The sequence below is a fragment of the Ferrovibrio sp. genome (assembly GCF_002796975.1).
Classification (GTDB): Bacteria; Pseudomonadota; Alphaproteobacteria; order Ferrovibrionales; family Ferrovibrionaceae; genus Ferrovibrio.
In genome coordinates, this window is the sequence record NZ_PEKV01000009.1 from 5,331 (window position 1) to 31,344 (window position 26,014).

At 63.0% G+C, this 26,014-nt stretch carries 22 protein-coding genes, 1 other RNA gene, 1 pseudogene and 1 riboswitch; of the genes and pseudogenes, 15 read left to right on the forward strand and 9 right to left on the reverse strand.

Annotated elements, in window-relative coordinates:
* A partial coding sequence (locus tag CTR53_RS10715; RefSeq protein WP_290812673.1) for a phospholipid-binding protein MlaC occupies positions 1 to 393 on the reverse strand: 393 nt, incomplete at its 3' end.
* A gap of 196 nt (positions 394 to 589) precedes the next feature.
* Between CTR53_RS10715 and CTR53_RS10720 the strand changes: the two genes are divergently transcribed.
* The 5 genes and pseudogenes from CTR53_RS10720 (at position 590) to CTR53_RS10745 (ending at position 7,404) form a co-directional block, all read left to right on the forward strand.
* The gene (locus tag CTR53_RS10720; RefSeq protein WP_290812676.1) at positions 590 to 1,549 is read left to right on the forward strand and encodes a metalloregulator ArsR/SmtB family transcription factor; all 960 of its coding nucleotides are present in this window, start codon (positions 590 to 592) and stop codon (positions 1,547 to 1,549) included.
* Positions 1,546 to 2,463: a methylenetetrahydrofolate reductase [NAD(P)H] gene (gene metF, locus CTR53_RS10725; RefSeq protein ID WP_290812679.1), complete on the forward strand. Its 918-nt coding sequence runs from the start codon at positions 1,546 to 1,548 to the stop codon at positions 2,461 to 2,463. The genes CTR53_RS10720 and metF overlap by 4 nt, the downstream gene beginning before the upstream one ends.
* An 86-nt stretch (positions 2,464 to 2,549) precedes the next feature.
* A pseudogene (gene metH, locus CTR53_RS10735) lies at positions 2,550 to 6,256 on the forward strand (methionine synthase).
* The gene (locus tag CTR53_RS10740) at positions 6,253 to 6,705 is read left to right on the forward strand and encodes a GNAT family N-acetyltransferase (RefSeq protein WP_290812687.1); all 453 of its coding nucleotides are present in this window, start codon (positions 6,253 to 6,255) and stop codon (positions 6,703 to 6,705) included. The pseudogene metH and the gene CTR53_RS10740 overlap by 4 nt, the downstream one beginning before the upstream one ends.
* Before the next feature lie 42 nt (positions 6,706 to 6,747).
* The gene (locus tag CTR53_RS10745; RefSeq protein ID WP_290812690.1) at positions 6,748 to 7,404 is read left to right on the forward strand and encodes a class I SAM-dependent methyltransferase; all 657 of its coding nucleotides are present in this window, start codon (positions 6,748 to 6,750) and stop codon (positions 7,402 to 7,404) included.
* Between the two features lie 3 nt (positions 7,405 to 7,407).
* Here the strand turns inward: CTR53_RS10745 and CTR53_RS10750 are convergent, their stop codons facing one another.
* Genes CTR53_RS10750 through CTR53_RS10760 form a run of 3 tightly spaced genes read right to left on the reverse strand, consistent with a single transcriptional unit; the run spans position 7,408 to position 9,826 of the window.
* Positions 7,408 to 8,169: an SDR family oxidoreductase gene (locus tag CTR53_RS10750; RefSeq protein ID WP_290812693.1), complete on the reverse strand. Its 762-nt coding sequence runs from the start codon at positions 8,167 to 8,169 to the stop codon at positions 7,408 to 7,410.
* On the reverse strand, positions 8,163 to 8,858 hold the full coding sequence (locus CTR53_RS10755; RefSeq protein ID WP_290812696.1) for an SDR family oxidoreductase: 696 nt from the start codon (positions 8,856 to 8,858) through the stop codon (positions 8,163 to 8,165). Before CTR53_RS10755 ends, CTR53_RS10750 begins: the two co-directional genes overlap by 7 nt.
* An 11-nt stretch (positions 8,859 to 8,869) precedes the next feature.
* Positions 8,870 to 9,826 carry a hypothetical protein gene (locus CTR53_RS10760; protein WP_290812699.1) on the reverse strand — a complete coding sequence of 319 codons (957 nt, stop codon included), beginning with the start codon at positions 9,824 to 9,826 and terminating at the stop codon, positions 8,870 to 8,872.
* A 295-nt stretch (positions 9,827 to 10,121) separates the two neighbouring features.
* On the opposite strand from CTR53_RS10760, the gene CTR53_RS10765 reads away from it, so the two are divergent.
* Positions 10,122 to 10,292 (forward strand): hypothetical protein, encoded by a 171-nt coding sequence (locus CTR53_RS10765; RefSeq protein WP_290812704.1) that lies wholly within the window; start codon positions 10,122 to 10,124, stop codon positions 10,290 to 10,292.
* Between the two features lie 7 nt (positions 10,293 to 10,299).
* Here the strand turns inward: CTR53_RS10765 and CTR53_RS10770 are convergent, their stop codons facing one another.
* Entirely contained in the window at positions 10,300 to 10,689 is a 390-nt protein-coding gene (locus CTR53_RS10770) for a hypothetical protein (RefSeq protein WP_290812707.1), read from the reverse strand.
* Positions 10,690 to 10,733: 44 nt separating this feature from the next.
* Here CTR53_RS10770 and CTR53_RS10775 point away from each other — a divergent pair, with 44 nt between their 5' ends.
* The 5 genes from CTR53_RS10775 (at position 10,734) to CTR53_RS10795 (ending at position 13,934) form a co-directional block, all read left to right on the forward strand.
* Positions 10,734 to 11,072, forward strand: coding sequence for a helix-turn-helix transcriptional regulator (locus CTR53_RS10775; protein ID WP_290812710.1), 339 nt, complete (start codon positions 10,734 to 10,736; stop codon positions 11,070 to 11,072).
* A gap of 14 nt (positions 11,073 to 11,086) precedes the next feature.
* Positions 11,087 to 11,770 (forward strand): cation transporter, encoded by a 684-nt coding sequence (locus tag CTR53_RS10780; RefSeq protein WP_290812713.1) that lies wholly within the window; start codon positions 11,087 to 11,089, stop codon positions 11,768 to 11,770.
* 145 nt (positions 11,771 to 11,915) lie between these two features.
* The gene (locus tag CTR53_RS10785; protein ID WP_290812716.1) at positions 11,916 to 12,722 is read left to right on the forward strand and encodes a TerC family protein; all 807 of its coding nucleotides are present in this window, start codon (positions 11,916 to 11,918) and stop codon (positions 12,720 to 12,722) included.
* Positions 12,723 to 12,820: 98 nt separating this feature from the next.
* Positions 12,821 to 13,021, forward strand: coding sequence for a hypothetical protein (locus CTR53_RS10790; protein ID WP_290812719.1), 201 nt, complete (start codon positions 12,821 to 12,823; stop codon positions 13,019 to 13,021).
* Positions 13,022 to 13,025: 4 nt separating this feature from the next.
* Positions 13,026 to 13,934, forward strand: a complete 909-nt coding sequence (locus CTR53_RS10795) for a diacylglycerol kinase family protein (RefSeq protein ID WP_290812722.1) — start codon at positions 13,026 to 13,028, stop codon at positions 13,932 to 13,934.
* Positions 13,935 to 13,979: 45 nt separating this feature from the next.
* Here the strand turns inward: CTR53_RS10795 and CTR53_RS10800 are convergent, their stop codons facing one another.
* The 4 genes from CTR53_RS10800 to CTR53_RS10815 form a co-directional block, all read right to left on the reverse strand.
* Entirely contained in the window at positions 13,980 to 15,611 is a 1,632-nt protein-coding gene (locus CTR53_RS10800) for an isovaleryl-CoA dehydrogenase (RefSeq protein WP_290812725.1), read from the reverse strand.
* A 188-nt stretch (positions 15,612 to 15,799) separates the two neighbouring features.
* Entirely contained in the window at positions 15,800 to 16,885 is a 1,086-nt protein-coding gene (locus CTR53_RS10805) for a hypothetical protein (RefSeq protein ID WP_290812728.1), read from the reverse strand.
* 191 nt (positions 16,886 to 17,076) lie between these two features.
* Positions 17,077 to 20,742, reverse strand: a complete 3,666-nt coding sequence (locus tag CTR53_RS10810; protein WP_290812730.1) for a hydantoinase B/oxoprolinase family protein — start codon at positions 20,740 to 20,742, stop codon at positions 17,077 to 17,079.
* 104 nt (positions 20,743 to 20,846) lie between these two features.
* The gene (locus tag CTR53_RS10815) at positions 20,847 to 21,422 is read right to left on the reverse strand and encodes a winged helix DNA-binding protein (RefSeq protein ID WP_290812732.1); all 576 of its coding nucleotides are present in this window, start codon (positions 21,420 to 21,422) and stop codon (positions 20,847 to 20,849) included.
* A gap of 169 nt (positions 21,423 to 21,591) precedes the next feature.
* On the opposite strand from CTR53_RS10815, the gene CTR53_RS10820 reads away from it, so the two are divergent.
* The 4 genes from CTR53_RS10820 (at position 21,592) to CTR53_RS10835 (ending at position 25,985) form a co-directional block, all read left to right on the forward strand.
* Positions 21,592 to 22,506, forward strand: a complete 915-nt coding sequence (locus tag CTR53_RS10820) for a DMT family transporter (RefSeq protein WP_290812735.1) — start codon at positions 21,592 to 21,594, stop codon at positions 22,504 to 22,506.
* On the forward strand, positions 22,503 to 23,273 hold the full coding sequence (locus CTR53_RS10825; protein WP_290812738.1) for an N-acetylmuramoyl-L-alanine amidase: 771 nt from the start codon (positions 22,503 to 22,505) through the stop codon (positions 23,271 to 23,273). Before CTR53_RS10820 ends, CTR53_RS10825 begins: the two co-directional genes overlap by 4 nt.
* A gap of 49 nt (positions 23,274 to 23,322) precedes the next feature.
* Positions 23,323 to 23,701: RNase P RNA component class A (gene rnpB, locus CTR53_RS10830), an RNA gene on the forward strand.
* A 36-nt stretch (positions 23,702 to 23,737) separates the two neighbouring features.
* Positions 23,738 to 23,923, forward strand: a riboswitch (cobalamin riboswitch).
* Positions 23,924 to 24,128: 205 nt separating this feature from the next.
* Positions 24,129 to 25,985 (forward strand): TonB-dependent siderophore receptor, encoded by a 1,857-nt coding sequence (locus tag CTR53_RS10835; protein WP_290812741.1) that lies wholly within the window; start codon positions 24,129 to 24,131, stop codon positions 25,983 to 25,985.
* The last annotated feature ends 29 nt before the right edge of the window (positions 25,986 to 26,014 follow it).

Here is a 26,014-nt window from a genome sequence, read left to right on the forward strand (position 1 = left end):
GGTTTCGCTGCCTGCGGCCTTGGTGCCGTCGCGCACGTCCAGCGTCTCGCCGTTATACTGCGACAGCAACTGGGCGTAGACCTTGGTGAGGTAATCCTCGAACAGCGCGTCGTATTCCTTCTTCTGCTCGGGCGTGATGTTGCGGCTGTAGCGACCCAGGCAGAAACGGCCGACGGCATCCATGTCGAGATGATTGGTCAGCAGGTTGCGCACCAGACCTTCGCGCTTTTCCGTGGTGAGCGAACGATCGCCCAGCGCCTTCAGCGTCTCGGTGCCCACCTCGCGGATGAACTGGTCGGCTGTTGCGGCCTGCACCGGGTTGGCGGCGAAGAGCGCCAGGCCAGCCAGGGCAGCGAGCAGGAAGCGGCGGGAAAGGGTCAGGGAAGAGGGCATGGGCAACCAGCTAAGCTGTGGAGACTAATGATCTTTTGCATTGGCAATACGGCTTTAACGAGGCGAATACATAGCCCGCCCGCAGTATGAAGGCCATGATTCTTTTTGCTATGCGATTTAAGGCTACACAAATACATAAAGATATGTTTATATATAATCCATGAACGTAGAGCCGAGCTTTACCCTGGATGTCCTGATGGCTGCGCTGCGGGCTGCGGCCGAGCCGACGCGGCTGCGTCTGCTGGCCCTGTGCGCCGACAGCCAGCTGACGGTCTCCGAACTCACCCAGATCCTCGGCCAGAGCCAGCCGCGCGTCTCACGGCATCTGAAACTGCTCTGCGAAGCCGGGCTGCTGGAGCGCGTGCCCGAAGGCACCTGGGCCTTCTACCGCGTCGGCGACCGGCTGGCGGGAGCGCCGCTGGTCCGTGCGCTGGCGACGCTGCTGCCGGCGGGCGACCCGATCCTGGCGCGCGACGGCGAGCGGCTGATCGCCGTGAAGCGCGCCCGCAGCGAGGTCGCCGAACGTTATTTCCGCGACAATGCCGCGCAGTGGTCGGCGATCCGCTCGCTGCATGTCGACGAGGCACAGGTCGAAGCCGCTGTGCTCAAGATGCTCGACAACGGCCAGCCGATCGGCGATCTGCTCGATATCGGCACCGGCACCGGCCGTCTGCTGGAAATCCTCAGCCCCAGAGTGAAGCGCGGCCTCGGCGTCGATACCAGCCGCGACATGCTGAGCATTGCGCGCAGCAACCTGGAACGTGCCGGCATCAGGCATTGCCAGGTCCGTCAGGCCGATATGTATGCGCTGCCGCTCGACAGCAACAGCGTCGATGCCGCGGTGATCCACCAGGTGCTGCATTTCGCCGACGAGCCGCAGAAGGCGATCCAGGAAGCCGCGCGCGTGCTGAAATCCGGCTGCCCGCTGGTGATCGTCGATTTCGCCCCGCATGACCTGGAAGATCTGCGCGCCCGCCATGCGCATCGCCGCCTCGGCTTTGCCGATGCCGAACTGCGCCCCTGGTGCGCTGCTGCCGGGCTCGATCTCGAACCCGTTACCGCACTGCCGGGCCATCCGCTTACCGTTCATGTCTGGCGCGCCGCCAAGCGCGGCGCGCCGGTCACTGCCATATCGCAAAAGAGTGCTGCCGCATGACCACGCTGACCGAACCCAATGCCCATGCCGCGCGCCGCTCCGGACCGCTGAAGGTCTCGTTCGAGTTCTTTCCGCCCAAGTCGGCGGAAATGGAGGAAAGCCTGTGGCGCAGCGTCACGCGCCTGGCGCCGCTCGGCCCGCGCTTCGTCTCGGTCACCTATGGCGCCGGCGGTTCGACGCGCGAGCGCACGCATAACACGGTCGTCCGCATCCTCAACGAAACCGGCCTGAAGCCGGCGGCGCATCTGACCTGCGTCGGCGCCGCCAAGGGCGAGGTGGATGAGGTGGCGCAGCATTACTGGCAGGCCGGCATCCGTCATATCGTCGCCCTGCGCGGCGATGCGCCGGAAGGCAGCGGCGGTTTCCAGGCGCATCCGAGGGGCTATGCCAATTCCACCGAGCTGATTGCCGGTCTGAAGAAGATCGCCGATTTCGAGGTCAGCGTCGGCTGCTATCCCGAAGGCCATCCCGACACCGCGTCGCCGCGCGTCGAACTGGAGCATCTGAAACGCAAGGTCGATGCCGGCGCCACGCGCTGCATCACGCAATACTTTTTCGACACTGACGTCTATTTCCGTTTCCTCGACCGCGCCCGTTCGGCCGGGATCACCGTGCCGATCGTGCCCGGCATCCTGCCGGTGACCAATTTCCGCCAGGTGGTGAAGTTCTCGGCCGCCTGTGGCGCCAGCGTCCCGGCCTGGATGGCTGACCAGTTCGACGGTCTGGATGACGATCCGGAAACCCGCCGCATGGTGGCCGCGCATCTCGCCGCCGAACAGTGCCGCCGGCTGCTCGCCGCCGGGATCGACGAATTCCATTTCTACACGCTGAACCGCGCCGACCTGACCTACGCCATCTGCCATGTGCTGGGCGTGCGGCCGAAACCGGCCATCGCAGGCGAGGCGGCAGCCTGATGTTCGATACCCCGGAACAGCGCAAGGAACGTCGCGCCGCGCTGAAGGCGGCGGCGAAGGAGCGCATCCTGGTGCTGGATGGCGCCATGGGCACCATGCTGCAGCGGCGCAAGTTGACCGAGGCCGACTATCGCGGCGACAGGTTCAAAGGTGCGAATAGCGATCTCAAGGGTAATCACGACATCCTGAATATCACCCGCCCCGATGTGATCGGCGAGGTGCATCGCGAGTATCTCGATGCCGGCGCCGATATCATCGAGACCAACACCTTCAGCGGCACCTGGATCAGCCAGGCGGATTACCATCTTGAATCCGCCGTGCATGACATCAACCATGAGGGCGCGAAACTCGCGCGCCAGGCGGCCGACGAGTATACGGCAAAAACCCCGTCGAAGCCGCGCTTCGTCGCCGGTGCGGTCGGGCCGACCAATCGCACGGCCTCGCTGTCGCCGGATGTGAACCGGCCGGATTTCCGCAACATCACCTTCGACGAGCTGAAGGACGCCTATAAGGAACAGGCCCGCGGCCTGGTCGAGGGCGGTGCCGACCTGCTGCTGATCGAAACGGTGTTCGATACGCTGAATGCCAAGGCGGCGGCTTTCGGAGTTTATGAGCTGTTCGACGAACTGGGCGAAGAGTGGCCGATCATGATTTCGGGCACCATCACCGATCTGTCCGGCCGCACGCTGTCGGGCCAGACCACCGAAGCGTTCTGGAATTCGCTGCGCCATACCAGGCCGTTTTCGGTCGGGCTGAACTGCGCCTTCGGTGCCGAGCAGATGCGTGCCTATGTGGCGGAACTCAGCCGCGTCGCCGATGTGCCGGTCAGTGCCTATCCCAATGCCGGATTGCCCAACCAGTTCGGCGAATATGACGAGCCGCCGCATACCACCGCCGGCCATCTGCGCGAATGGGCCGAGCATGGCCTGGTCAATATCGTCGGCGGCTGCTGCGGCACCACGCCCGACCATATCAAGGCGATTGCCGACAGCGTAAAGGGCGTGAAGCCGCGCCGCATCCCGATCATCCCGCCGCAGCTCCGGCTCAGTGGCCTTGAACCTTTTGCAGTCCCCGCAGCATGACCGATACCGACGAGTCCTTCTCCCCTGAATCTGAAAACCGCGGCTTCAACGGCCCGGTCTTCATCAATATCGGCGAGCGTACCAACGTCACCGGCTCGGCCAAATTCCGCAAGCTGATCCTGAACGACGATTATGACGCCGCCCTGGCCGTGGCGCGTCAGCAGGTGGAGAACGGCGCGCAGATCATCGACATCAACATGGACGAGGGCATGCTCGACTCCAAGGCGGCGATGGTCAAATACCTGAATCTGATCGCCTCCGAGCCGGATATTTCGCGCGTGCCGATCATGATCGACAGTTCGAAATGGGAGATCATCGAGGCCGGCCTGAAATGCGTGCAGGGCAAGGCGATCGTCAATTCGATCAGCATGAAGGAAGGCGAGGAAGCCTTCCTGGATCATGCCCGCAAGGTGCGCCGCTACGGCGCCGCCGTGGTGGTGATGGCCTTCGATGAGCAGGGCCAGGCCGACACCGCCGACCGTAAATACGAAATCTGCGCCCGCGCCTACAAACTGCTGACCGAGAAGATCGGCTTCCCGCCGGAAGACATCATCTTCGACCCGAATATCTTTGCGGTCGCCACCGGCATCGAGGAGCATAATAATTACGCAGTCGAGTTCTTCGAGGGCGCCAGACGCATCCGCGAGAACCTGCCGCATTGCCACATCTCGGGCGGTGTCTCCAACGTGTCCTTCTCCTTCCGCGGCAACGAACAGGTCCGCGAGGCGATGCATGCCGTATTCCTGTACTACGGGATGCAGAACGGCATGGACATGGGCATCGTCAATGCCGGTCAGCTTCCGGTTTATGAAGATATACCTGCAGAGCTGCGCGAGCGGGTGGAAGACGTGCTGCTCAACCGCCGCCCGGATGCCACCGAACGCATGCTGGAAATCGCCGAGCGTTTCAAGGGCGGTGCCCGCACCCAGGAAGTCGACATGTCCTGGCGCGAGAAGGATGTGCGTGCCCGCCTGACCCATGCGCTGGTTCATGGCATTTCCGATTTCGTCGAACAGGACACCGAAGAAGCGCGCCATATCGTCGCCAAGCCGCTGGAAGTCATCGAAGGCCCGCTGATGGACGGCATGAACGTGGTCGGCGACCTGTTCGGCGCCGGCAAGATGTTCCTGCCGCAGGTGGTGAAATCCGCCCGCGTGATGAAGAAAGCGGTGGCTTACCTGCTGCCCTTCATCGAGGCCGAGAAGAGCAGCGGTCCGGCCAAGACGAACGGCAAGGTTCTGATGGCCACCGTGAAGGGCGATGTGCACGATATCGGCAAGAATATCGTCGGCGTCGTGCTCCAGTGTAACAACTACGAAGTGATCGACCTCGGCGTCATGGTGTCCTGCGCCCGTATCCTGGACGAGGCGAAGAAGCACAATGTCGACATTATCGGCCTCAGCGGCCTGATCACGCCGAGCCTGGACGAGATGTGCTATGTCGCCAGCGAGATGCAGCGCGAAGGGCTTCAGCTGCCGTTGCTGATCGGTGGCGCGACCACCTCGAAGGTACACACGGCCGTCAAGATCGCACCGAATTACAAGGGTCCGGTGGTCTATGTGACCGATGCCTCCCGTGCGGTCGGCGTCGCCGGACGCCTGGTGTCGGCCAACGACCGGCCGGTCTATGCCGGCGAAGTGGCCAACGAATACGCCAAGATCCGCGAGATCCATTCGCGCGAGCGCAATACCGGCCCGCGTCAGACCATCGCCGACGTGCGCAAGAACAAGGTGAAGATCGACTGGACCGGCTACCAGCCGCCGAAGCCGAATTTCACCGGCGTGAAGGTGTTCAGGGATTATCCGATCGAGCGGTTGATCGAGCGGATCGACTGGTCGCCTTTCTTTGCCTCCTGGGAGCTGCGCGGCAAGTATCCCGCGATCCTGCAGGATGAGGTGGTAGGCGAGGCAGCGCGTGGCCTGTTCAAGGATGCGCGTGCCATGCTGGACCGCATCGTGAAGGAAAAACCGATCCAGGCTGCGGCCGTGATCGGCTTCTGGCCCGCCAACCAGGTCAACGATGACGATATCGCGCTGTTCGACGAGGCAGGCCAGGGCGGCGAGATTACACGCCTGCACATGCTGCGCCAGCAGATGAAGCGCGACCGCGAGCGCGCCAACCATTGCCTGGCCGATTTCGTCGCACCGCAGGACACCGGCATCACCGACTATGTCGGCGCCTTTGCCGTCACCGCCGGGATCGGACTGGACGACTGGATCAAGCGCGAATTCACCGCCAAGCAGGACGATTACTCCGGCATCCTGGCGCAGGCGCTGGCCGACCGCCTGGCCGAAGCCTTCGCCGAACATATGCATGAGCGTGTGCGCAAGGAATTCTGGGGCTATGCCGGCGACGAGACGCTGGATAACGACGCCCTGATTGCAGAAGAGTATCGCGGCATTCGCCCGGCGCCGGGTTATCCAGCCTGCCCTGACCATACCGAGAAGGCGACGCTGTTCCAGCTGCTGAAACCGACCGAGAATGTCGGCATCCAGCTGACCGAGAGTTTCGCCATGTGGCCCTCGGCCGCGGTCAGCGGCTGGTATTTCAGCCACCCGCAATCGGATTATTTCGGCATCGGCCGCATCGAACGCGACCAGGTGGCGGATTATGCCAGGCGCAAGAATGTGGAACTGGCGCAGATGGAACGCTGGCTGTCGTCCAACCTTGCCTACGATCCGGGCCGGTTCGATGCCGAGGCCGCCGAGTGAAGTTCCGCCTTGCCACTGAAGCCGACCTGCCCGAGATCGTGCGCCTGCTGGCCGACGATCACCTCGGTGGCAGCCGCGAGCGCTACACCGATCCGCTGCCGCCGGAGTATGGCATCGCCTTTGCCGGTTTGCGGAAGATCGGTGCGGAGGTGATCCTGGCCGAGGATGAGTCAGGCAAAGTGATCGGTTGCCTGCAGTTGCTGGTGCTGCCGGGTCTCGGCAGCCTGGGCAAGCAGCGTGCCCAGATCGAAGCCGTGCGTATCGAGTCGAGCTTGCGCGGCAAGGGGCTTGGTTCGGACCTGATCCGCCATGCCATCGCGCGCGCGAAGCAGAAGGGCTGCAAAATGGTGCAGCTGACTTCCGACAACAGCCGTCAGGGTGCGCACCGGCTTTACGAACGGCTGGGCTTCAAGGCCAGCCATGTCGGTATGAAGCTGGCGCTGGATTAAGTAGTATATTTGCTGCCAGAGCACCCAGCTCCCGGAGACTGGATGATGACCTATAGCCGCGCCAACCCTAGCTCGCGTTACAACGAGTTGGTCGGTTTTTATAAGCAGATGCATGCCGAAGGGACGCAGTCGCCGAGCCAGTCGGTGGCTGCCAAGGATACTTTCACGGGCCAAAGTCTGTTGCCGCATGTCGGCACGATCAAATCGCTCGTCGATCAGTTCGGGATCAGGTCTGTGCTCGATTATGGTGCGGGCAAGGCCAGGTTCTACACCGCACCGTTGTTCACCCCGACCAATGGCGGTGAGAAGGTGGATCTGCGCAATTTCTGGGGGGTGAATGAAATCCGGCTGTACGATCCGGGTTATGAGCCGCTGTCTAAACTGCCGCTAGGCGAGACATTCGACGCGGTGATCTGCACCGACGTTATGGAGCATATCCCCGAAGAGGATATGGACTGGGTCATCGACGAGCTGTATGGCTTCGCCAGCAAGATGATCTATGCCTGCATCGCGACCTATCCAGCCGGCAAGACCTTTCCCAATGGCGAAAATGTGCATGTGACGCTGAAGGATCCGCAGTGGTGGGCCCGGAAGTTCGAGAGCCGTCGTGCCGCTCTGGGCATCGCGACGGATTACTTCCTGGTGGTTTTTGCCCGTAACGACGACCCCAGGCCCATCGCGATTACCTCCTGCCAGTGAGCGTCAGCGCCCGCCAGCGACGTCCAGCAGCGATGCCGTCAGATAGTCGCTTTCGTTCTCGATCAGCCAGATCGCCGCTTCGGCCACTTCATCGGCGGTGCCGGCGCGGCCCATCGGCGTGGTGACACCCAGCCGCGCGGCGCGATCCGGCTGGCCGCCGCTGGCATGGATCTCGGTATCGATCAGGCCGGGGCGGATCGCATTGACCCGGATACCCTCGGTCGCCAGTTCACGGGCCAGGCCGAGCGTCATGGTATCGACAGCGCCTTTCGAGCCGGCATAGTCGACATATTCCCCGCCGGCGCCGAGACGGGAGGCGATGGAGGAGATGTTGACGATACTGCCACCCTTGCCGCCGCGCGATTTCGACATGCGCCGGGCCGCTTCGCGGGCACAGAGATAGGCGCCCAGCACATTGATGTCGAAAATCCGCTTCATGCGGTCGAAGGAATAATCGGCGAAAGCCTGTTTCGGCCCGACGATGCCGGCATTGTTGACCAGCGCATCCAGCTTGCCGAAGGCCTTCCCGGTTGCGTCGAACATGGCGATCACATCGGCTTCCACCGCCACATCGCCCTGGATGGCAATACCGCGTCCACCGGCCTTTTGCACCGCCTGCACGGTTTCGAGTGCGGCTTTCTCGTTCCCGGCGTAGTTCACCCCGACCGACCAGCCACGCTGGCCCGCCATGATGGCGACGGCACGACCGATGCCGCGGCTGCCGCCGGTGATGAGGATATGTTTCGTGCCTGCCTGGCTCACCATGGAATTTCCCCGCCATCGTAGTTGTAGAATTTGCCGGTATCCTTGAGCGCGAGGCCGTCGATCACCTGTTTCAGGCCGGCCGCGCTGGTGGCGACGTCGATATCCGCGCCGGCACCGCCCATATCGGTTTTCACCCAGCCCGGATGCAGGGTGATGCAACTGATGCCGCTGGACTTCAGATCGAGCGCCAGATTGTGCATGCCGGCATTGATGGCGGCCTTGGAGGCCCGATAGGCATAGGCGCCGCCGCCGCTCTCCGCGATCGAGCCCATCCGGCTCGAGATCGTGGCGATTTTGGCGCCGCCCATCTTATTCCTATTCTGGGCTGCCTTCAGATGCGGCAGGAAGGCGAGCGCCAGTTTCATCGGCGCCACGCTGTTGACCTGCAGCACCTGCAGGTAGGTATCGAAATCGCTGACCTTCAGCGCGCCATCGCGGTGGCCGTAGATGCCGGCATTGTTCAGCAGCAGGTCGATGGCGGTGCCATCGTAGGTCTGCGCCAGTTTGTCCACGGCTGTATAATCCGTGACATCCAGCGCCTCGACCGAGACACCGCGTATGGCCTTCAGTGTCGTCGCCGATTGCGGTTCGCGGCAGGCAGCGATCACGGTCCAGCCATCGGCCGCATAGCGCTTGGTCAGTTCCAGGCCGATGCCGCGATTGGCGCCGGTGATCAGCAAAGTCGGCATGGTCTACTCCATCAGGTCTGTAGCGCCGCGACGCGGCGATAGATCGGCTGCAAGAGGCCGGGCAGCATATACATGGGCAACTGGCCCATGGCGAAGAATACCACCATGTCGAAAACGGCACGGTCGGCCAGCGACACCATCACCAGGCCCATGTTGCAGTTGCCAGCGAGGATCCCGAGCGTCAGTGCTGCGGCCTGGTCGAAGCGCAGCACAAAGCGTCCGACCGCATAGCCGATGGCCTGCAGCGACAGGTTGGCGATGAAGGCCGAGACGGTGGCGAGGATCACATAGCCGGGCTGCGCCATCAGCTTGGCGGTCACGCCGTCCATGATGGCGATGGCAAACAGCACCAGGGCCAGAACGGAGGACCCATCCATCAGCCGCCTGTTCGCCTGCAGCCAGCCGCGCGGCAGGGTGCGATGCGCGATCAGCGCGGCGGCAAAGGCAAAGCCGACCATCAGCGCCAGCCGGCCCATGAATTCCACCAGCGACATCTGCACTTCGATATTCAGCAACAGCAGTGCGAGCGGCGGCAGCGTGAAAGGCACCAGCGCGGTGGTGATCACCATGGCGATCACCGCCAGCGCGGCATCGAGGCCGAGGATCAGGGCGATGGCAACCGTGCCGGTGATCGGCGGCGCGGCCGCCATCAGCACGATGGCTTCCATCAGCGGACGCGACAGGCCGAGCGGCAGCAATGCTGCGAACATCAGCAGCGGGCAGATCAGCAGCAGGAAGATGATGATCGGGATGAACAGCAGCGGCCGGCGCGCATAGGACTGGAAGGCGCTCCAGTCGAGCCGCATCAGCGACAGCGTCAGCGGCAGCAGCAGGAAGACGACAAGGCCGGGGCGCAGCAGTTCTGCCAGCGGCGGAATGAGCAGGCCGACGAGTACGCCACCGAAGAGAAACCTGGTGGCATGCCGGCCCATGAAATCGAGCGGTGCGAAGATGAGGGCTTGAATCATGTGTGCGGGAAGATCATGGCGGGGGAGAGCGCTTTTCTCGTTTATCGATGAAAAGCATAGCCGTGCCATGAGCGGGTGCAAAGACCTTCTCTACCCCGCGGCAGTCACACCGGGTCTGCAAAATTGGCGGGTCTGTAAAATCGGCAATGGATCGCCGCATCACAAATATGTCCGGCGTCAATCGATTCGGTCACGGANNTGTCTATTCTCTGTCGCGTTTTGATGGAGGAGTAGAGCCATGCAGAACCAAAATGATGCGGCTGTCCGGACACCCGTTCTGGACCGGGAGACCTGGATGTCAGCCGGCAAACTGATTCAGGTCTATGGTCCGCAGGCCCTGACCAGGGCGGCGCGGGAAGTCGAATATTGCTCGAACCACGGCGATGCGGCGGCCGAGACCGCATGGAAGCGCGTGACCTCCGCCATTGTACTGCTCACCTCAACCGAGGGGCAGTTGCCGAACTGAAATCCGCCTAGCGGATGGCGAGGAGAAAGACCGCGCCCACCACAGCGGCAACGATCAGCAGCAGCGGCGTATGCCAGCGTCCGGATTGCGCCTTTGCATGATCGGGAGACCATGCTTCCTCGACATTGCGGTTGGCCGGCGTGAAGGTCTGCGCCGACTGGACTGCGGCTTCTTCATCGGGTCCCAGGTCGGGACCGGGAGTCGGTGGATACGGCATCTTGTCAGCCGGTCCACCGGGAAAGTTTGCAGTTTTCGAATTGTCCATGATGTCAGCCTCCGGGATACACCTGGAGTTAATTTCCTTCTGCTCGGGCAGTTCCCGCACACCACGGAATCGCCACAGCCAAGGACGATAATTTGTCAGACAACCTGACAAATTCGGCAGGTTGACTTTCATATTTTAAACATTTAAACATTTAAACAGATATTGAAATGTTTGATATGAGCCACCTCAACAGCAGCCATATCCACCAGCTCGCCGACATGTTCCGGCTGCTGGGCGATCCCTCGCGTCTGCGCCTGGTCATCGCCCTGTGCGGCGGCGCGCTGCCGGCAACGGCTGCGGCCGAGGCGGCCGGCCTGTCGCCGCAGCTGGCCAGCCATCATCTGCGCCTGCTCAAGGCGGCGCGTCTGGTGCGCGGCATCCGGCGCGGGCGGCAGATCTATTACGACGTCGCCGACGACCATGTGCGCCACATGCTGGCCGATATGGCCGAGCATGTTGCCGAGCCGCATCGGGAAGACATCGCACTCGACGATCATCTCGAACCCACCGCCTGAAGGACCGGATCGCCATGGGCGCTTCCTGCTGCACACCCTCGCATAACCACAGTCATGATCACGGTCATGGCGGCCACGATCACGGTCATGACCACGGCAATGCCGCGCGCCTCGCGCTGTGGATTGCGCTGATCCTGAATGCGGGCATGTTCGTCGTCGAGCTGGGCGCCGGCCTGACCGCGGGCTCGACTTCGCTGCTGGCCGACTCTGCCGATTTCCTGGGCGATGCCGCGAATTACGGCCTGGCGCTGGCGGTGCTGTCGATGGCGCTGGTCTGGCGTGCCCGCGTCGCGCTGCTGAAGGGCATCACCATGGGCCTGTTCGGCCTCTGGGTCGCCGGCATGACGATCAGCCACGCAATCGCCGGCACCGTGCCTGAGCCGGCAACGATGGGCATCATCGGCTTCGCTGCGCTGGCGGTGAATGTGCTGGTCACGGCGATCCTGTATCGTTTCCGCACCGGCGACAGCAACATGCGCGCGGTCTGGATCTGCAGCCGCAACGATGCGCTCGGCAATCTCGCCGTGATGGCGGCCGCCACCGGCGTCTTTGCCACCGGCACGGCCTGGCCCGATCTCGCCGTCGCCGCCTTCATGGCGATCCTCGCGCTCTGGGGCTCGGTGCAGGTGATGCGGCAGGCCAGCGCCGAACTGCGGCAGGAGCGGGCGGCGGCTACGGTGCAGGGCGCCGCTGATTAACGGCATAAAATTTACATAAAACCCGGTCTTGAAATTGCCGTAATTCGCAGTACATTCCCTCCCACGTCCGGGCCCCTCTGGCTGGCAATACGGGATGACAGTGATGTCGGACGGCTAACGCCATTATCCCGTTCGGACTCGCATCATGGATTTCTCCATCGATCTCTCTGTATTCATGTCTGTTTCCGGCCTCATTGCGCTGGTCGGACTTATTGCGCTCGAACTCGTTCTTGCGGTCGACAATCTGATCTTCATCACCATCGTCACCGGCCGCCTGCCGATCGAGCAGCAGCCGATGGCCCGTCGCCTCGGCCTGATCGGCGCCGTCGTCACCCGTATCATGCTGCTGCTCTCGGCGGCCTGGCTGATCACCCTGACGCAGCCGTGGTTCACCGTTTTCGACCTGGAAATCTCCGGCCGCGATCTCGTGCTGATCGTCGGCGGCCTGTTCCTGATCTGGAAGGCCACGACTGAAATCCACGAACGCGTCACCCCGCACGCCGAAGAAGCGGGCCATGACGCGGAAACCGGCAAGCCGGTGCAGAAGAAGTATCCGGCCTTCTGGCCCACCATCGGCCAGATCGCCATCCTCGACGTGGTCTTCTCGCTCGACAGCGTGATCACCGCCATCGGCCTGTCGCGCGACATCGAGATCATGGTCGTGGCCGTGATCCTGTCGGTTGTCATCATGGTCGCGCTGGCCGAACCGCTGGCGCGCTTCGTGAACAACAACCCGAACATCGTCATGCTGGCGCTGTCGTTCCTCGTCATGATCGGTATGGCACTGGTGGCCGAAGGTTTCGATGTCGCGATCCCGAAGATGCTGATTTATGGCGCGATGGGTTTCTCGGTGGCTGTCGAAGCCCTCAACATGGCGGCGCGGCGTGCGCAGAAGCGTAGTGCGCTGAGCGATATCCGCGACCGTAAAAAGCCGGAACCGTCGGAGGACTAAGCTTGAGTGCGGCACTGGCTGGGTCATTTCCCGGCCAGTGCCGCCATTTCGCCGCATTCGAAAGTCAGGGTGGCCTCTGTTACCGGAGGCCATTTTTTATGTCTGCAACTGACCGGATTCCCGCCCGGTACAGCATCGCGCGCGATCTTGCGCGAACTGCCCTGGGCCTGCTGACCCGCGATGGGCTCGGTGCGCTGGCCGGCCATTTTGTCGGGATCGCCAGCATGGCGCTATTCGTTATACTCGGAATCGGCCTGATCCGTGCCGGCACCGACTTCACCGACTGGCTGCTCTGGTAACCCAATGACGACCGCCGTTGTGATCAATGCTGCTTCCGGCACGGCGCGCCAGTATGGCGCCGCCGCCCTGCAGGATGTGATCCGCAGCGCTGCCGTTGCTGCCGGCCGCAGCGACGTGCAGGTGCGCGTGGTGCCGCCGAAGCAGCTGCCGTCTGCGCTGATTGCGGCGGCGGAGAGCAGCGACGAGATCTGGGTTGGCGGCGGCGATGGCACGCTGCGCTCGGCCGCCGAACTGGTCATGCGGCGCGATGGCGTGCTTGGCGTGCTGCCACTCGGCACCATGAACCTGCTGGCACGCGATCTGAACATTCCGCTGGAAATCGAGCAGGCCGTTGCCGCGCTGGCCGGCGCGACCATCGAGTCGATCGATGTCGGGCGCGTCAATCGCGGCATCTTTCTCAACAAGTCGGCCCTTGGCCTGTATCCCGAAATGATCGTGGATCGCGAACGGCGCCGCCGGCTGTTCGGCCTGGCGAAATGGCCGGCCATGCTGAGATCGGCCTGGCGGGCGGTGCGCCGTCACCGCCTGATGGAAATCACCATCGAGCATCGCGGCCAGCGCCGCGAAGTTGTCTCGCCGGCCGTGGTCGTCGCCGTGGGGGCTTACGAATTCCGTGCCGCGCAGCTGTTCACCCGTTCCGACCTGCAAAGCGGCGAACTGACGGTCTATGTCAGCCATGAGAAAAGCTGGCTCGGCTCGGCCGGCCAGCTCGCCAAGCTGTTCCTCGGCACGCTCGACAGCGACCCGTCGCTCGAAGTGATCAAGGCGCACAGCCTGAAGATCGACTTCAACCGCTCCAAGCCAGTGGCGAGCGACGGCGAGGTGGAGATGCTGCCCGGCCCAATCCGCTATGCCGTGGCACCGAAAGCGCTGAAGGTGCGGATGCCGGCGGAGGCGGATGTCACCTCCTAAACCTCATCATTGTCAGGCCCGGGCTTGACCCGGGCATCCCATTTTTCACCCCGGCAAAGCCCGATCCGCGATCGCGCGCGTATCCACGCCCTTCGGCAGCGTGCCGAAAGCATGGCCCCAGTCGCCGCCGAGGCGCGAGGCGCAGAAGGCATCGGCCACTGCAGGGGTGGAATGGCGCAGGAGAAGTGCGCCCTGGAGCGTCGCCATCATCTTTTCCACCACGCGTCGCGCGCGATGCTCGATCTCCGTCAGATCGGCGAATTCGACCTTCAGGTCGTTGATGGCAGCATCCAGCCGCTTGTCGCTGCCGCGTGCCGGCATCAGTTCGGCGAAATAGGCGTCCAGTCCGTCCTGGCCCTTCTGTAGGGCGCGCAGCACGTCGAGGCACATCACATTGCCCGAACCTTCCCAGATCGAGTTGAGCGGGATTTCCTTGTACAGCATGCCGAGCGGACCTTCGTCGACATAGCCATTGCCGCCATGCACCTCCATGGCTTCTACCACGGCGTTGGGCGAGCGTTTGCAGATCCAGTATTTCACCGCCGGTGTGCAGAGGCGGCGGAAGGCGGCCTCGGCCGGATCTTCCTCGGCACGATCGAAGGCGCGGGCCAGCCGCAGAGCCAGCATGGTGGCAGCTTCGGACTCGATGGCGAGGTCCGCCACCACATTGGTCATCAGCGGCTGATCGATCAGGTGGCGCTGGAAGGCGCGGCGATGCGCGACATGGTGCAGGGCCTGCGCGACAGCGCCACGCAGGAGTCCGGTCGAGCCAAGGGCGCAGTCGAGCCGGGTATAGGTGCCCATCTCGATAATGGTCGGCACACCGCGGCCTTCCTCGCCGAGCAGCCAGCCATGCGCGTTGTGGAATTCAACTTCGGAGGAGGCGTTCGACTTGTTGCCGACCTTGTCCTTCAGGCGCTGGATCTGCACCGGGTTCTTGCTGCCATCGGGCAGCCAGCGCGGCACGAAGAAGCAGCTCAGGCCGTTCGGCGACTGCGCCAGCACCAGATGCGCGTCATTCTGCGGGCAGGAGAAGAACCACTTATGCCCGGTGATGATATATTCACCGGCGTTTCCGCTTGGCGTGGCGACAGTGGTGTTGCTGCGCACATCCGAGCCGCCCTGCTTCTCGGTCATGCCCATCCCGATCAGCGCGCCGGTCTTCTGCGTCACCGGTTTATTGCTGCCGTCATACTGGCGCGAATAGATTTTCGGCAGCCAGGTTTCGCTCAGATGCCGGTCTTTCCTGATTGCCGGCACGCTGCCGTAGGTCATCGTGGTGGGGCACTGGCTGCCCGGTTCGATCTGCGCATGCATGATGTATGCGGCGGCACGGGCCACATGCGCGCCGGGCTTGGGCTCGGCCCAGGGTGCGGAATGCAGGCCCTCGCCGATGATCAGCGACATAATGCTGTGCCAGGCGGGATGGAATTCCACCTCGTCGCGGCGGTGGCCGAAACGGTCGAACAGCTTCAGCTGCGGCGGATGCTTATGCGCCAGCCGGCCATTCTCGATAGTTTCGGCATCGCCCAGCCGGCTGCCATAGACGGTGAGGCGATCCTTCGCCCAGCCGGCGCCATTCACCTCGGCTGCCTGCATCAGCGCCTTGTCGGTGGTGAACAGGTTGTAGTCCTCCAGCGCCGGCGGCTGGTTGAGAACCTCGAAAACGTCCGTCATGGCATGTCTCCCTGAGGCGGGAGAGTCTAGCAGCCTGTAGGCGCTTGGAAAGACTGCCGTTAGGGCAGGTTGGGCCAAGCAGCCATATTGTTGCCCACGGGCTTGACCCGTGGGCCCCATTTTTTGTCACCCGGTGGAATGTGTCCGAAATAATGGGATGCGCGGGTCAAGTCCGCGCATGACAAAACTTAGAACCGCATCGCCAGGTTGACGCGCGCCTGGGTCAGGAAAGGATCTTCGCTGCCGGCGAATTCATCCTGTGTCACCGTGTAGCCGGCCATGATGGTCATGGCGCGGCTGGCCAATGCGGCCGGCGTCCAGTGCAGTTGCAGGTCGAGGCTCTGCTGCTGGCCGTGGAAAGGCATCGCATTCTCGGCACCAAGGCTGCGTTTCTCGCCGACACCGAATTCATGGCTGGCAGTGAAGTTGAGCGAATCACCGAGCGGCACGCCGACCTGCAGGCCAACGATATTGAGGTCGCGTTCCTCCTGATAGAAATATTCGTTGCGCCGCTGCAGCGAGGCACCGAGCTTGTAGCCGCTGGAAAAATGCTGCGCGATGGCGACGCGGTGGCGTTCGTTGTCACGGACCGAATAGGGATCGCCGATGGTGCCTTCCGAGGTGTAGCCCGACGAGAGCGTCAGCGTCAGGTTGCGGGCCACCATGGCCGACACAGAATTGTCGATGCCGAAACGACGATGGCCGCTGCCGGCCAGGTCGCCCCAGTTGGCAGCGGCATTTGGGTTGACCTTGAAGGTCAGGCCATATTCCTGATAGGCGAGACCGAAGCCGCTGCTGGCCGAGCGGTTTTCTTCGCCCGGACGACCGTCCTGACTGATCGCGCTGGTGTTGGTGAGGGCAAGGCCGTCGAAGAAGGGGACGTCATAGGCGGACTGCAGTGCACCCGGCGCTGCATCGGCTTCGCTGTAAACCGTCAGCTTGTCGCCGCCGGTATCATAAGGCGCGGCGTCGATGGAATTGCCGCGCCGGCTCAGCAGCGAGATATCGCCCGGCGCGAACAACGGCTGCCGCGACAGCAGGTAGTGGCCCTCGTCGGGGTCAAAACTGAGCAGTGCCAGCTTGCGGCGCTTTTCTGCAAACAGGCTGTCGTATTTCGGCGGCAGCGGCGCCACCTGGCAGAAACCGGGATCGCGCGGCGTGACGATGACGGGGCAGGCCGGCAGCACGGCCTGTGCCCTAGCGGTGGACGATACCGTCACCACGCCGACAAGCAGGCATAACAGCCTTGCGCAGGATCTGGCGTGGCGAAACACGACACCTCTTCCCCGAAAACTTTCTGCAGCAGAGTCGAGTCTGCCACAGAGGTATTACCCAAGTTTTATCGGGATGCGCTGTGGCCGAATTAGGGCGGCAGCGAGGCGCGGCGATTGTTTTCGCAGGGAACCGCGAAAGCCCGCACTGTCCGGCTGCGCTGGGGCAGCCGGGCGGTGCGGACGGGAAAAAATTATTCGCCCGCCTGCCGTTCCGGCTTGCCGAAACCGCCGGCCGAGGGTGTCGAGATGACAAAGACATCGCCCGGCTGCATCGGAGTCGAGCAGCGGCCTTCCATCATGTCCTTCGCGCCCGAAGTGCGTTCCACCCACTGTTTGCCGGTCTCACCGGTCTCGCCGCCTTCAAGACCGAAGGGCGGCACCGTGCGATGCGAGGAGAGCAGCGTCGCCACCATGTCAGTGAGGAAACGCATGCGGCGGATGGTGCCGTCGCCGCCCTTGTGTTTACCCTTGCCGCCAGAGCCGCGACGGATGCGGAAAGATTCCAGCAGGACGGGGAAGCGGAATTCCAGAACTTCGGGATCGGTCAGGCGGGCATTGGTCATATGCGTGTGGACCGCGTCGCAGCCGTCGAAATCTGCGCCGGCGCCGCTGCCGCCGCAGATCGTCTCATAATACTGGTAGTCGTTGTTGCCGAAGGTGAAGTTGTTCATCGTGCCCTGTGCGGCCGACATCACGCCGAGCGCACCGAAGATGGTGTCGGTGATACACTGGCTGGTCTCGACATTGCCGGCCACCGTGGCAGCCGGATAGACCGGATCTAGCATCGAATTCTTCGGGATGATGATCTCCAGCGGTTTCAGGCAGCCGCCGTTCAGCGGGATGTCGCTGTCGACCAGGCAGCGGAAAGCATAGAGCACGGCGGCCACGCACACGGCTGTCGGCGCGTTGTAGTTGGTCGGATGTACGCCCGAGGTGCCGGTGAAGTCGATCTTCGCCGTGCGGTCCTTGTGATTGACCGAGACCTTCACCCTGATCTCGTAGCCGTCGTCCATCGGATAGGTGAATTCGCCATCCTTCAGGCGGCTGATCACGCGGCGCACGGATTCTTCGGCATTGTCCTGCACGTGGTTCATATAGGCGCGCACGACATCGAGGCCGAACTGGTCGACCATCTTGCGCAGTTCCTGCGCGCCCTTTTCGCAGGAGGCGATCTGCGCCTTGAGGTCGGCGATATTCTGCGCCGGATTGCGCGACGGATATTTGCCGCCTTTCAGCAGCGCCACCATCTCGTCTTCCAGCATGCGGCCGCCATCGACCAGCAGCACGTTGTCGAGCAGCACGCCTTCGTCTTCGACGGTCTTCGAGTCCGGCGGCATCGAGCCTGGCGTGGTGCCGCCGATGTCGGCGTGATGGCCGCGGCTGCCGAGATAGAACAGCACCTCCTTGCCGGCCTTGTCGAACACCGGCGTGATCACGGTGACGTCGGGCAGGTGGGTGCCGCCCGCGTAGGGCGCGTTCAGCACATAGACATCGCCCGGCTTCATCTGGCCGGCACGCTTGCGCATCACGGTCTTGATGCTTTCCGACATCGATCCGAGGTGCACCGGCATATGCGGCGCATTGGCGATCAGCTCGCCATCGAGGTCGAAGATGGCGCAGGAGAAATCGAGGCGCTCCTTGATATTGACCGAATAGGCGGTCTTCTCCAGCACGCTGCCCATCTGCTCGGCGATCGACATGAACAGGTTGTTGAAGATTTCCAGCATCACCGGATCGACACTGGTGCCGATCGCCTTGCGCTCGGGCAGGGCCTCGACGCGCTTCAGCACCAGGTCGCGGCGCTCGGTCAGGCGCGCCTGCCAGCCGGGTTCGACCGCAATGGTACTGGTCGGCTCGATCACGATGGCCGGGCCCTTGATGGTCTCGCCGGGACGTAATGCTGCGCGGTCATAGACCGGCGTGTCGCGCCACTGGCCGGCCATGTAGGACTGGCGCTTCGCCAGTACAGGGATCGCATCCTGCTGACGCGGATCGACGATCTTTTCGACCACATCGGGCGCGCGTTCGCCCTGGCCGACCACCTCGACGGCGACGCTGCCGGCGATCAGGGCTTTCTCGGGGCTGATGAAGCCGAAGCGCTGGCGATGCGCCGCCTCGAAGGCGGCTTTGATCTCGGCCAGCGTGCCGAACTCGACTTCCAGTGCCGAGTCAGAGCCGCCATAGCGCACATGCAGCTTGCGCAGCACGGTGATCTTTTCCGCTGGCACGCCCTGGCGCAGCATTTCCGCGCGGGAGTCTTCCGCCAGCAGGTCCAGTTCTTTCGCCAGCGACGGAAGCGCGCTGTCCTGCAGCGCCACTTCGGCCGACTTCTCCTTGAGCACGCGCTGATCTGCGAGCCCCATGCCATAGGCCGACAGCACGCCGGCGAGCGGATGCAGCAGCACCTCGGTCATGCCCAGCGCATCGGCGACCAGGCAGGCGTGCTGGCCGCCGGCGCCGCCGAAGCTGGACAGCACATATTTGGTGACGTCATAGCCGCGCGCGACGGAAATCTTCTTGATTGCATTGGCCATATTCTCGACGGCGATGGCGAGGAAGCCTTCAGCCATCTCCTCGATGCTGCGCGTATCGCCGCTCTCGGCTTTCACGCGCGCCTGCAGTTCGGCGAATTTCGTTTTGACGATGTCCGCATCCAGCGGCTGGTCGCCGTTGGGGCCGAAGACGGCAGGGAAGAAATCGGGCTGCAGCTTGCCCAGCACCACGTTGCAGTCGGTGACCGCCAGCGGCCCGCCGCGGCGATAGCAGGCCGGGCCGGGGTTGGCGCCGGCGGAATCCGGCCCGACACGATACCGCGCGCCGTCGAAATGCAGGATCGAGCCGCCGCCGGCCGCCACCGTGTTGATCATCATCATCGGCGCGCGCATGCGCACGCCGGCCACCATGGTCTCAAACGCGCGCTCGTATTCGCCGGCGTAATGGCTGACGTCGGTGGACGTACCGCCCATGTCGAAGCCGATCACCTTCTCGAAGCCGGCCCGGGTCGAGGTTTCGACCAGGCCAACCACGCCGCCGGCGGGGCCGGACAGGATGCTGTCCTTGCCCTGGAAGAAATGCGCATCGGCCAGGCCGCCATTCGACTGCATGAACATCAGGCGCAAGGCCGTATTGGCGGCATCCAGTTCGCCGGCAACCTGGTCGACATAGCGGCGCAGGATCGGCGAAACATAGGCATCGACCACGGTGGTGTCGCCGCGGCTGACGAATTTGATCAGCGGCGAGACCTGGTGGCTGGCGGAGACCTGGGTGAAGCCCAGCTTGCGCGCCAGTTCGGCGACCTCGGCCTCATGGGCGGTATAGCGGTAGCCATGCATGAACAGGATGGCGACCGAGCGGATGCCGTCCGCGTAAGCTGCCTTCAGCGCCGCTTCGGCAGCCGCCAGATCGAGCGGGGTTTCGATGCTGCCGTCGTTGCGCACGCGCTCAGGGATTTCCACCACGCGCTCGTACAGCATCTCGGGCAGCTGGATATGCAGCGCGAACAGCTTGGGCCGGGTCTGGTAACCGATGCGCAGCTGATCGCCGAAGCCTTCCGACACCAGCAGCAGCACCCGGTCGCCCTTGCGCTCCAGCAACGCGTTGGTGGCCACCGTCGTACCCATCTTCACGGCGGCGATCCTACCCTTGGGCAGTGCATCGCCGGCCTTCAGCCCGAGCAGGTCGCGGATACCCTGCACGGCGGCATCCTTGTAGCGCTCGGGGTTCTCCGACAGCAGCTTATGCGTGACGATCTCGCCGTCGGGCTTGCGGCCGACGATGTCGGTGAAGGTGCCGCCGCGGTCGATCCAGAATTCCCACTGCTGGCTGGCGGGCGAGGCGGGGGCGGCAGTCTGGGTCATGCAGGGCTCCGGAGGATGGCCAGTCGAGGTTAGGCGTCCGAGCGACAGTCACAAAACGTTGATAATTTGTCAACGTTGCCGGGAGGCTGCGGCGAGGCGGCAGCCTACAATGAAGCAGCAGAGCGGGCCGCCTGGTCGTAGGTGCCCGAGAGTGCCCGCATCAGTTCAGCCACCCGCGAAAGATCGCCCTGCGGCTTGCCCAGGCCGGGCTGGCCGATCAGGGCAAAGGCCTCGCCCAGCAGCTGCTCGCGGATCTTGCGGTATTCCAGGCAGAGCGTGCGGCCCTTCGGCGTGGCGGCGTAGAAGATTTCCTTGCCGCGCCGGGTGCCAGTGATCAGGCCGAGCCGTACCATCTTCTTAAGCCCGTAATTCACCGTGTGGGTGTCTTCCACATTCAGTACCAGGCAGAGATCGGCCAGCCGCTTGGAGCGGTCGCGATGGTTCACGCCATGCAGCACCATGACATCCAGCGCGGCGAGATCGCCCTGGCCGGCCGCAGTCATGCAGCGCACGATCCAGCGGTTGAAGGCGTTGGCGGTCATCATCAGGGCGAATTCGAATTCGCTCAGGCCCTCCAGTCGCTCGCTGGCGAGATGGGCCGAGGACACGATCGGGCGGCGTGCTGCCGGCTTGCCGGCCGGGGGGCGGGATTTTTTAGGAGCGGTTTTTGCCTTTGCCATGCCCTTGCCTTCCGCCATCTGTCCTGCATCGGCCCGTCATGCCTGCAATCCGAGCATAACCGCGGCATCAACAACCGGGGTGCCGCATACCCCCCTTGCGCTGAGCGCATGGCCGAACCGCAAAACAAACGTAGCCCGCGGCAGGCCGGCTTTGCTAGGGTCGCGCCCCATGAAGCCCCAGCACCTCTCCCTCATGCTGCTGATCTGCGCCATCTGGGGGTACAATTTCGTCGCCTCGAAGATTGCCGTGTCGCATTTCCCGCCGGTCTTCTTCACCGGGCTGCGTTTCCTCGGCCTCGCGCTGATCATGTTGCCCTGGCTCAAGTGGCAGAAGGGCCAGATGCAGCTTGTGCTCTGGGCTGCCCTGATGATGGGCACGCTGCATTTCGCGCTGATGTTCAACGGCATCGCCCTTGCGGATGACGTCGCCGTCGTGGCTGTGGTGGTGCAGCTTGGCGTGCCGATTGCCACGCTGCTGGCCTGGGGCTTCCTCAATGAGAAGGTGCGCTGGCGCCGGGGGCTGGGCATCTCGCTCGCCTTCCTCGGCACTATGGTGATCAGTTTCGACCCGAAAGTATTAGGCTACAAAGGTGCCATCGCGCTGTGCCTGATCAGCGTGATCGCGATGTCGATCGGCCAGATCCTGGTGCGTCGCATCAGCGATGTGAACACGCTGAGCATGCAGGCCTGGGTCGGCGTGATCAGCGGTCCCAGCCTGCTGCTGCTGTCCTATGTGGCCGAGAGCGGCCAGGTGGCCAGCATGCAGAATGCCGACTGGCAGCATTGGGGCGTGCTGCTCTATGCCATTCTCGGCGTGTCGCTGATCGGCCATGGCGGCGCTTATTTCCTGTTACGCCGCTATCCGGTCAGCATCGTCAACCCCGGTTTCACGCTGGCGCCGATCCTTGGCATCCTCTCGGGTATTTATTTCCTTGACGAGCGGCTGAGCGACCGAGTCATCATCGGTTCCGCGATGACTCTGCTCGGCGTCCTGATTGTTACCCTGCGTGAATCCAAGGCCGCTGTTGCTGCCGGGCGTCCCCCGGTCCCGCAACCCGTCAGCGACAAGGCAGCCGGCGAATGACGCTCAAACTGGTCGATCATCCCTCGCCGAATTTCGACGAGCGCAACTGCCGCCGCCCGGTAGACATGGTGGTTCTGCATTATACCGGCATGCCGACGGCGGCTGCGGCGCTGCAGCGCCTGACCGATCCGGAAAGCAAGGTCAGCAGCCACTACATGATCGATGAGGACGGCACGATCTATCGCCTGGTGCCCGAAGAGAAGCGCGCCTGGCATGCCGGCGTCGGCTTCTGGCGCGGCATCCGCGACGTGAATGCCCGCTCGATCGGCATCGAACTGGTCAATCCCGGCCATGAATTCGGCTATCGCGAATTCCCGGCCGTGCAGGTCGATGCCCTGATCGCACTGCTGAAGGATATTGCCAGCCGCCATGAGATGATGCCCGGCAACTATGTCGGCCATTCCGACGTGGCGCCGACCCGCAAGGAAGATCCGGGCGAGCTGTTCCCCTGGCGTCGTTTGCATGCCGCCGGCTTTGGCCGCTGGTGGACCGATGATTTCAAAATCTCGCCGAGTGCGCCCACGCTGCGCGCCGGCGAACGCGGCGGTGCGGTGCTGGAACTGCAGGTCGCGCTCGACAAGATCGGCTATGCCATCGAAGGCAGCGGCATCTACGATTCTCACACCGAGGCTGCCGTGCGGGCTTTCCAGCGCCACTGGCGTCAGGATCAGGTGAATGGCGTCAGCGATGCCGAAACCACCAGCCTGATTCACCACATCGCCGAACAGATGACGGTGCGCCGGATCAGCAGCGAACGCGCCGGCTGATCCTTTCCGCTTGACGTGGGGTGGCGCAGGGCCTACCTGTGCGCCGGTGCCAGACGGCTGGACGGTCGCGGCGTTCTTACGAACGTCGAGGAAAGTCCGGGCTCCACGGAAACACGGTGCCGGGTAACGCCCGGCGGGGGCGACCCCAGGGACAGTGCCACAGAGAGCAGACCGCCATGACCTGTCATGGCAAGGGTGAAAGGGTGCGGTAAGAGCGCACCGCGCGGCCGGTAACGGCAGCGGCATGGCAAACCCCACCGGGAGCAAGACCAAATAGGGATGGCAGCAGGTGCAAGCCTGCAGAACTGTTTCCGGTTCGTCATCCGGGTCGGTCGCGCGAGGCGTCCAGCGATGGGCGTCCCAGAGGAATGGCCGTCCAGCTTACGCAAGTGAGTGGACAGAACCCGGCTTACAGGCCGTCTGGCGCCATTTCCATTCCGAATTGACAGACTCGGCCAAGCTGTGCAATTTGCCGGCCAGACGGTGCCCGCAAGGGCCTAACTGGGAACGCGGTTCAATGCCGCGGCTGCCCCTGCAACTGTAAGCGGAGAGTCTTCCGTCACTAGCCACTGGGGTCGCAAAGCCCTGGGAAGGCGACTGAAGACGACGACCTGCGAGCCAGGAGACCTGCCGTCATCCGTGGTCACACGCGATCACATCGGGCAGGGTGCACCGGTGGGTTAGCTCACCTGCGTCCCTTCTTTGTAAGGATCCCAGGAGCGACCTCGAACGCGGTGACGTGCCACATGGCGAACCGCCGAGGTTTCTATGACTGTTCACTCCATGGCCCTTCAGGGCCGTACTCCGTCTATTTCCTGTCGTTATGCCTTTCTGACAACCGCTGCAGCGCTCAGCATGAGCATCGGCGGTCAGGCCGTCGCCCAGACTGCGACGGCACCGACGCAGCTCTCCGCAATTTCGGTGACGGCGAATATGACCGAAACGCCGGTGCAGGAAGTTGGCAGCGCCGTCACCATCATCACCGGCGAGGAACTGCAGCAGCGCCAGACGCAGCTGGTCTCCGATGTGCTGCGCGAAGTGCCCGGCATGGCCGTGAGCCGCACCGGCGGTGTGGGTGGCCCGACTCAGGTCCGCATTCGCGGTTCGGAAGGCAATCAGACGCTTGTTCTGATCGATGGAGTCGAGGTCAACAGCGTGGCTGGCAGCTCCGAATTCGATTTTGCTCATCTGCTGGCGGCTGACATCGAGCGTATCGAGGTACTGCGGGGACCACAGAGCGCACTCTACGGGTCCGATGCTGCCGGCGGTGTCATCAACATCGTCACCAGGCGCGGCTCGGGAAAGCCGATCTTCAGCGGCGCATTCGAGGGCGGCTCGTTCAACACCTACCAGACCAATGCCTCGGTGCGCGGTGGTAATGAACGTTACCACTTCCTGCTCAGCGGCGTGGATTACCGAACCGGGGGCATCACCAGGGCCACCGAGAGCCGCGGTAACTTCGAGAACGACGCGTACAGGAACAAAACCATCTTCTCGAAGTTCGGCGTCGCGCCGGCAGAGAACCTGAATTTCGATTTCGTCGGCCGCTATACCTATTATCAGGGCGAATACGATGGATCGGACACCTTTGCATTCGACGATACGTCACGCACCAACGGCAGCCAGATCTATGGTCGCGGGCAGGGAAAACTGGTCGTCGCAGACGGGCATTGGGAGCATATCGTGGGTACGGCCTATACCCAGAACGACACCAACAGCTACAACACGACCAGTTCCAGCTACGGCGACAAGGTCAAATACGACTATCGCACCAACGTACTGTTCGACACGCCATCTTTTGCTGACGCCCGCCACACCGTAACGCTACAGGCCGAACAGGAGAACGAGAGCTTCGTCAGCAGCTTCGTCACGCCTTACGTGGAGCGCGAAATCAGCAGTACAGGCTTTGTCGGCGTGTATAAGGTCGATTTCTTCAGGCAGTTATTCCTGACCGGCGCCGTACGTGAAGACCGCAATGACATTTTCCGCGATGCCCGGACGTATCGCGGTACAGCTGCCTACCGCTTCCTGAACACGGATACCAAGCTTCGTGGCGGTTATGGCACGGGTGTGAAAAATCCGACCATGTCCGAATTGTATGGTTTCACTTCGACCTTCACCGGCAATCCCAATCTGCAGCCCGAAGAAACCAAAGGATGGGATATTGGTGTGGATCAGGGTTTCTGGGGTAACAGGGGGCAGGTCGGTCTTACCTACTTCGACCAGCGCGTCGACAAGCTGATCCAGAACAGCGGCGCCACGGCCGCGAACGTGAACGGAGAATCGAAAATTCGCGGTATCGAACTGGAGGGAACGATCGAGCCGGTCACTAACCTGACTCTGCGGGCAGCCTATACCTACATGAAAACCGAAATGCCCATTACCGGCGAAGAACTGGTGCGGCGCCCAGCCCATGTCGGCAGCTTCAACGCCAACTACCGCTTCATGGAGAACCGCGCGAACGTCAATCTCGGTATCCTGTATAACGGACGGCAGGTCGATAATAACTTTGAAACCGGGTTCGGCGCGAATACGAGTCGCCAGACCCTGAACGGCTACGCCCTGGTGAATCTGGCTGCGGGTTACATGGTCACGGAGAATGTCGAAGTCTTCGGGCGCCTCGAGAATCTGCTCGATAAGCAATACGAGGACGTCTACACCTATCAAACACCCGGTCGTGCCATTTATGCAGGCGTAAGGGCAACTTTCTGATCGGGATGGCGGCGGGGCATGTCTCCGCC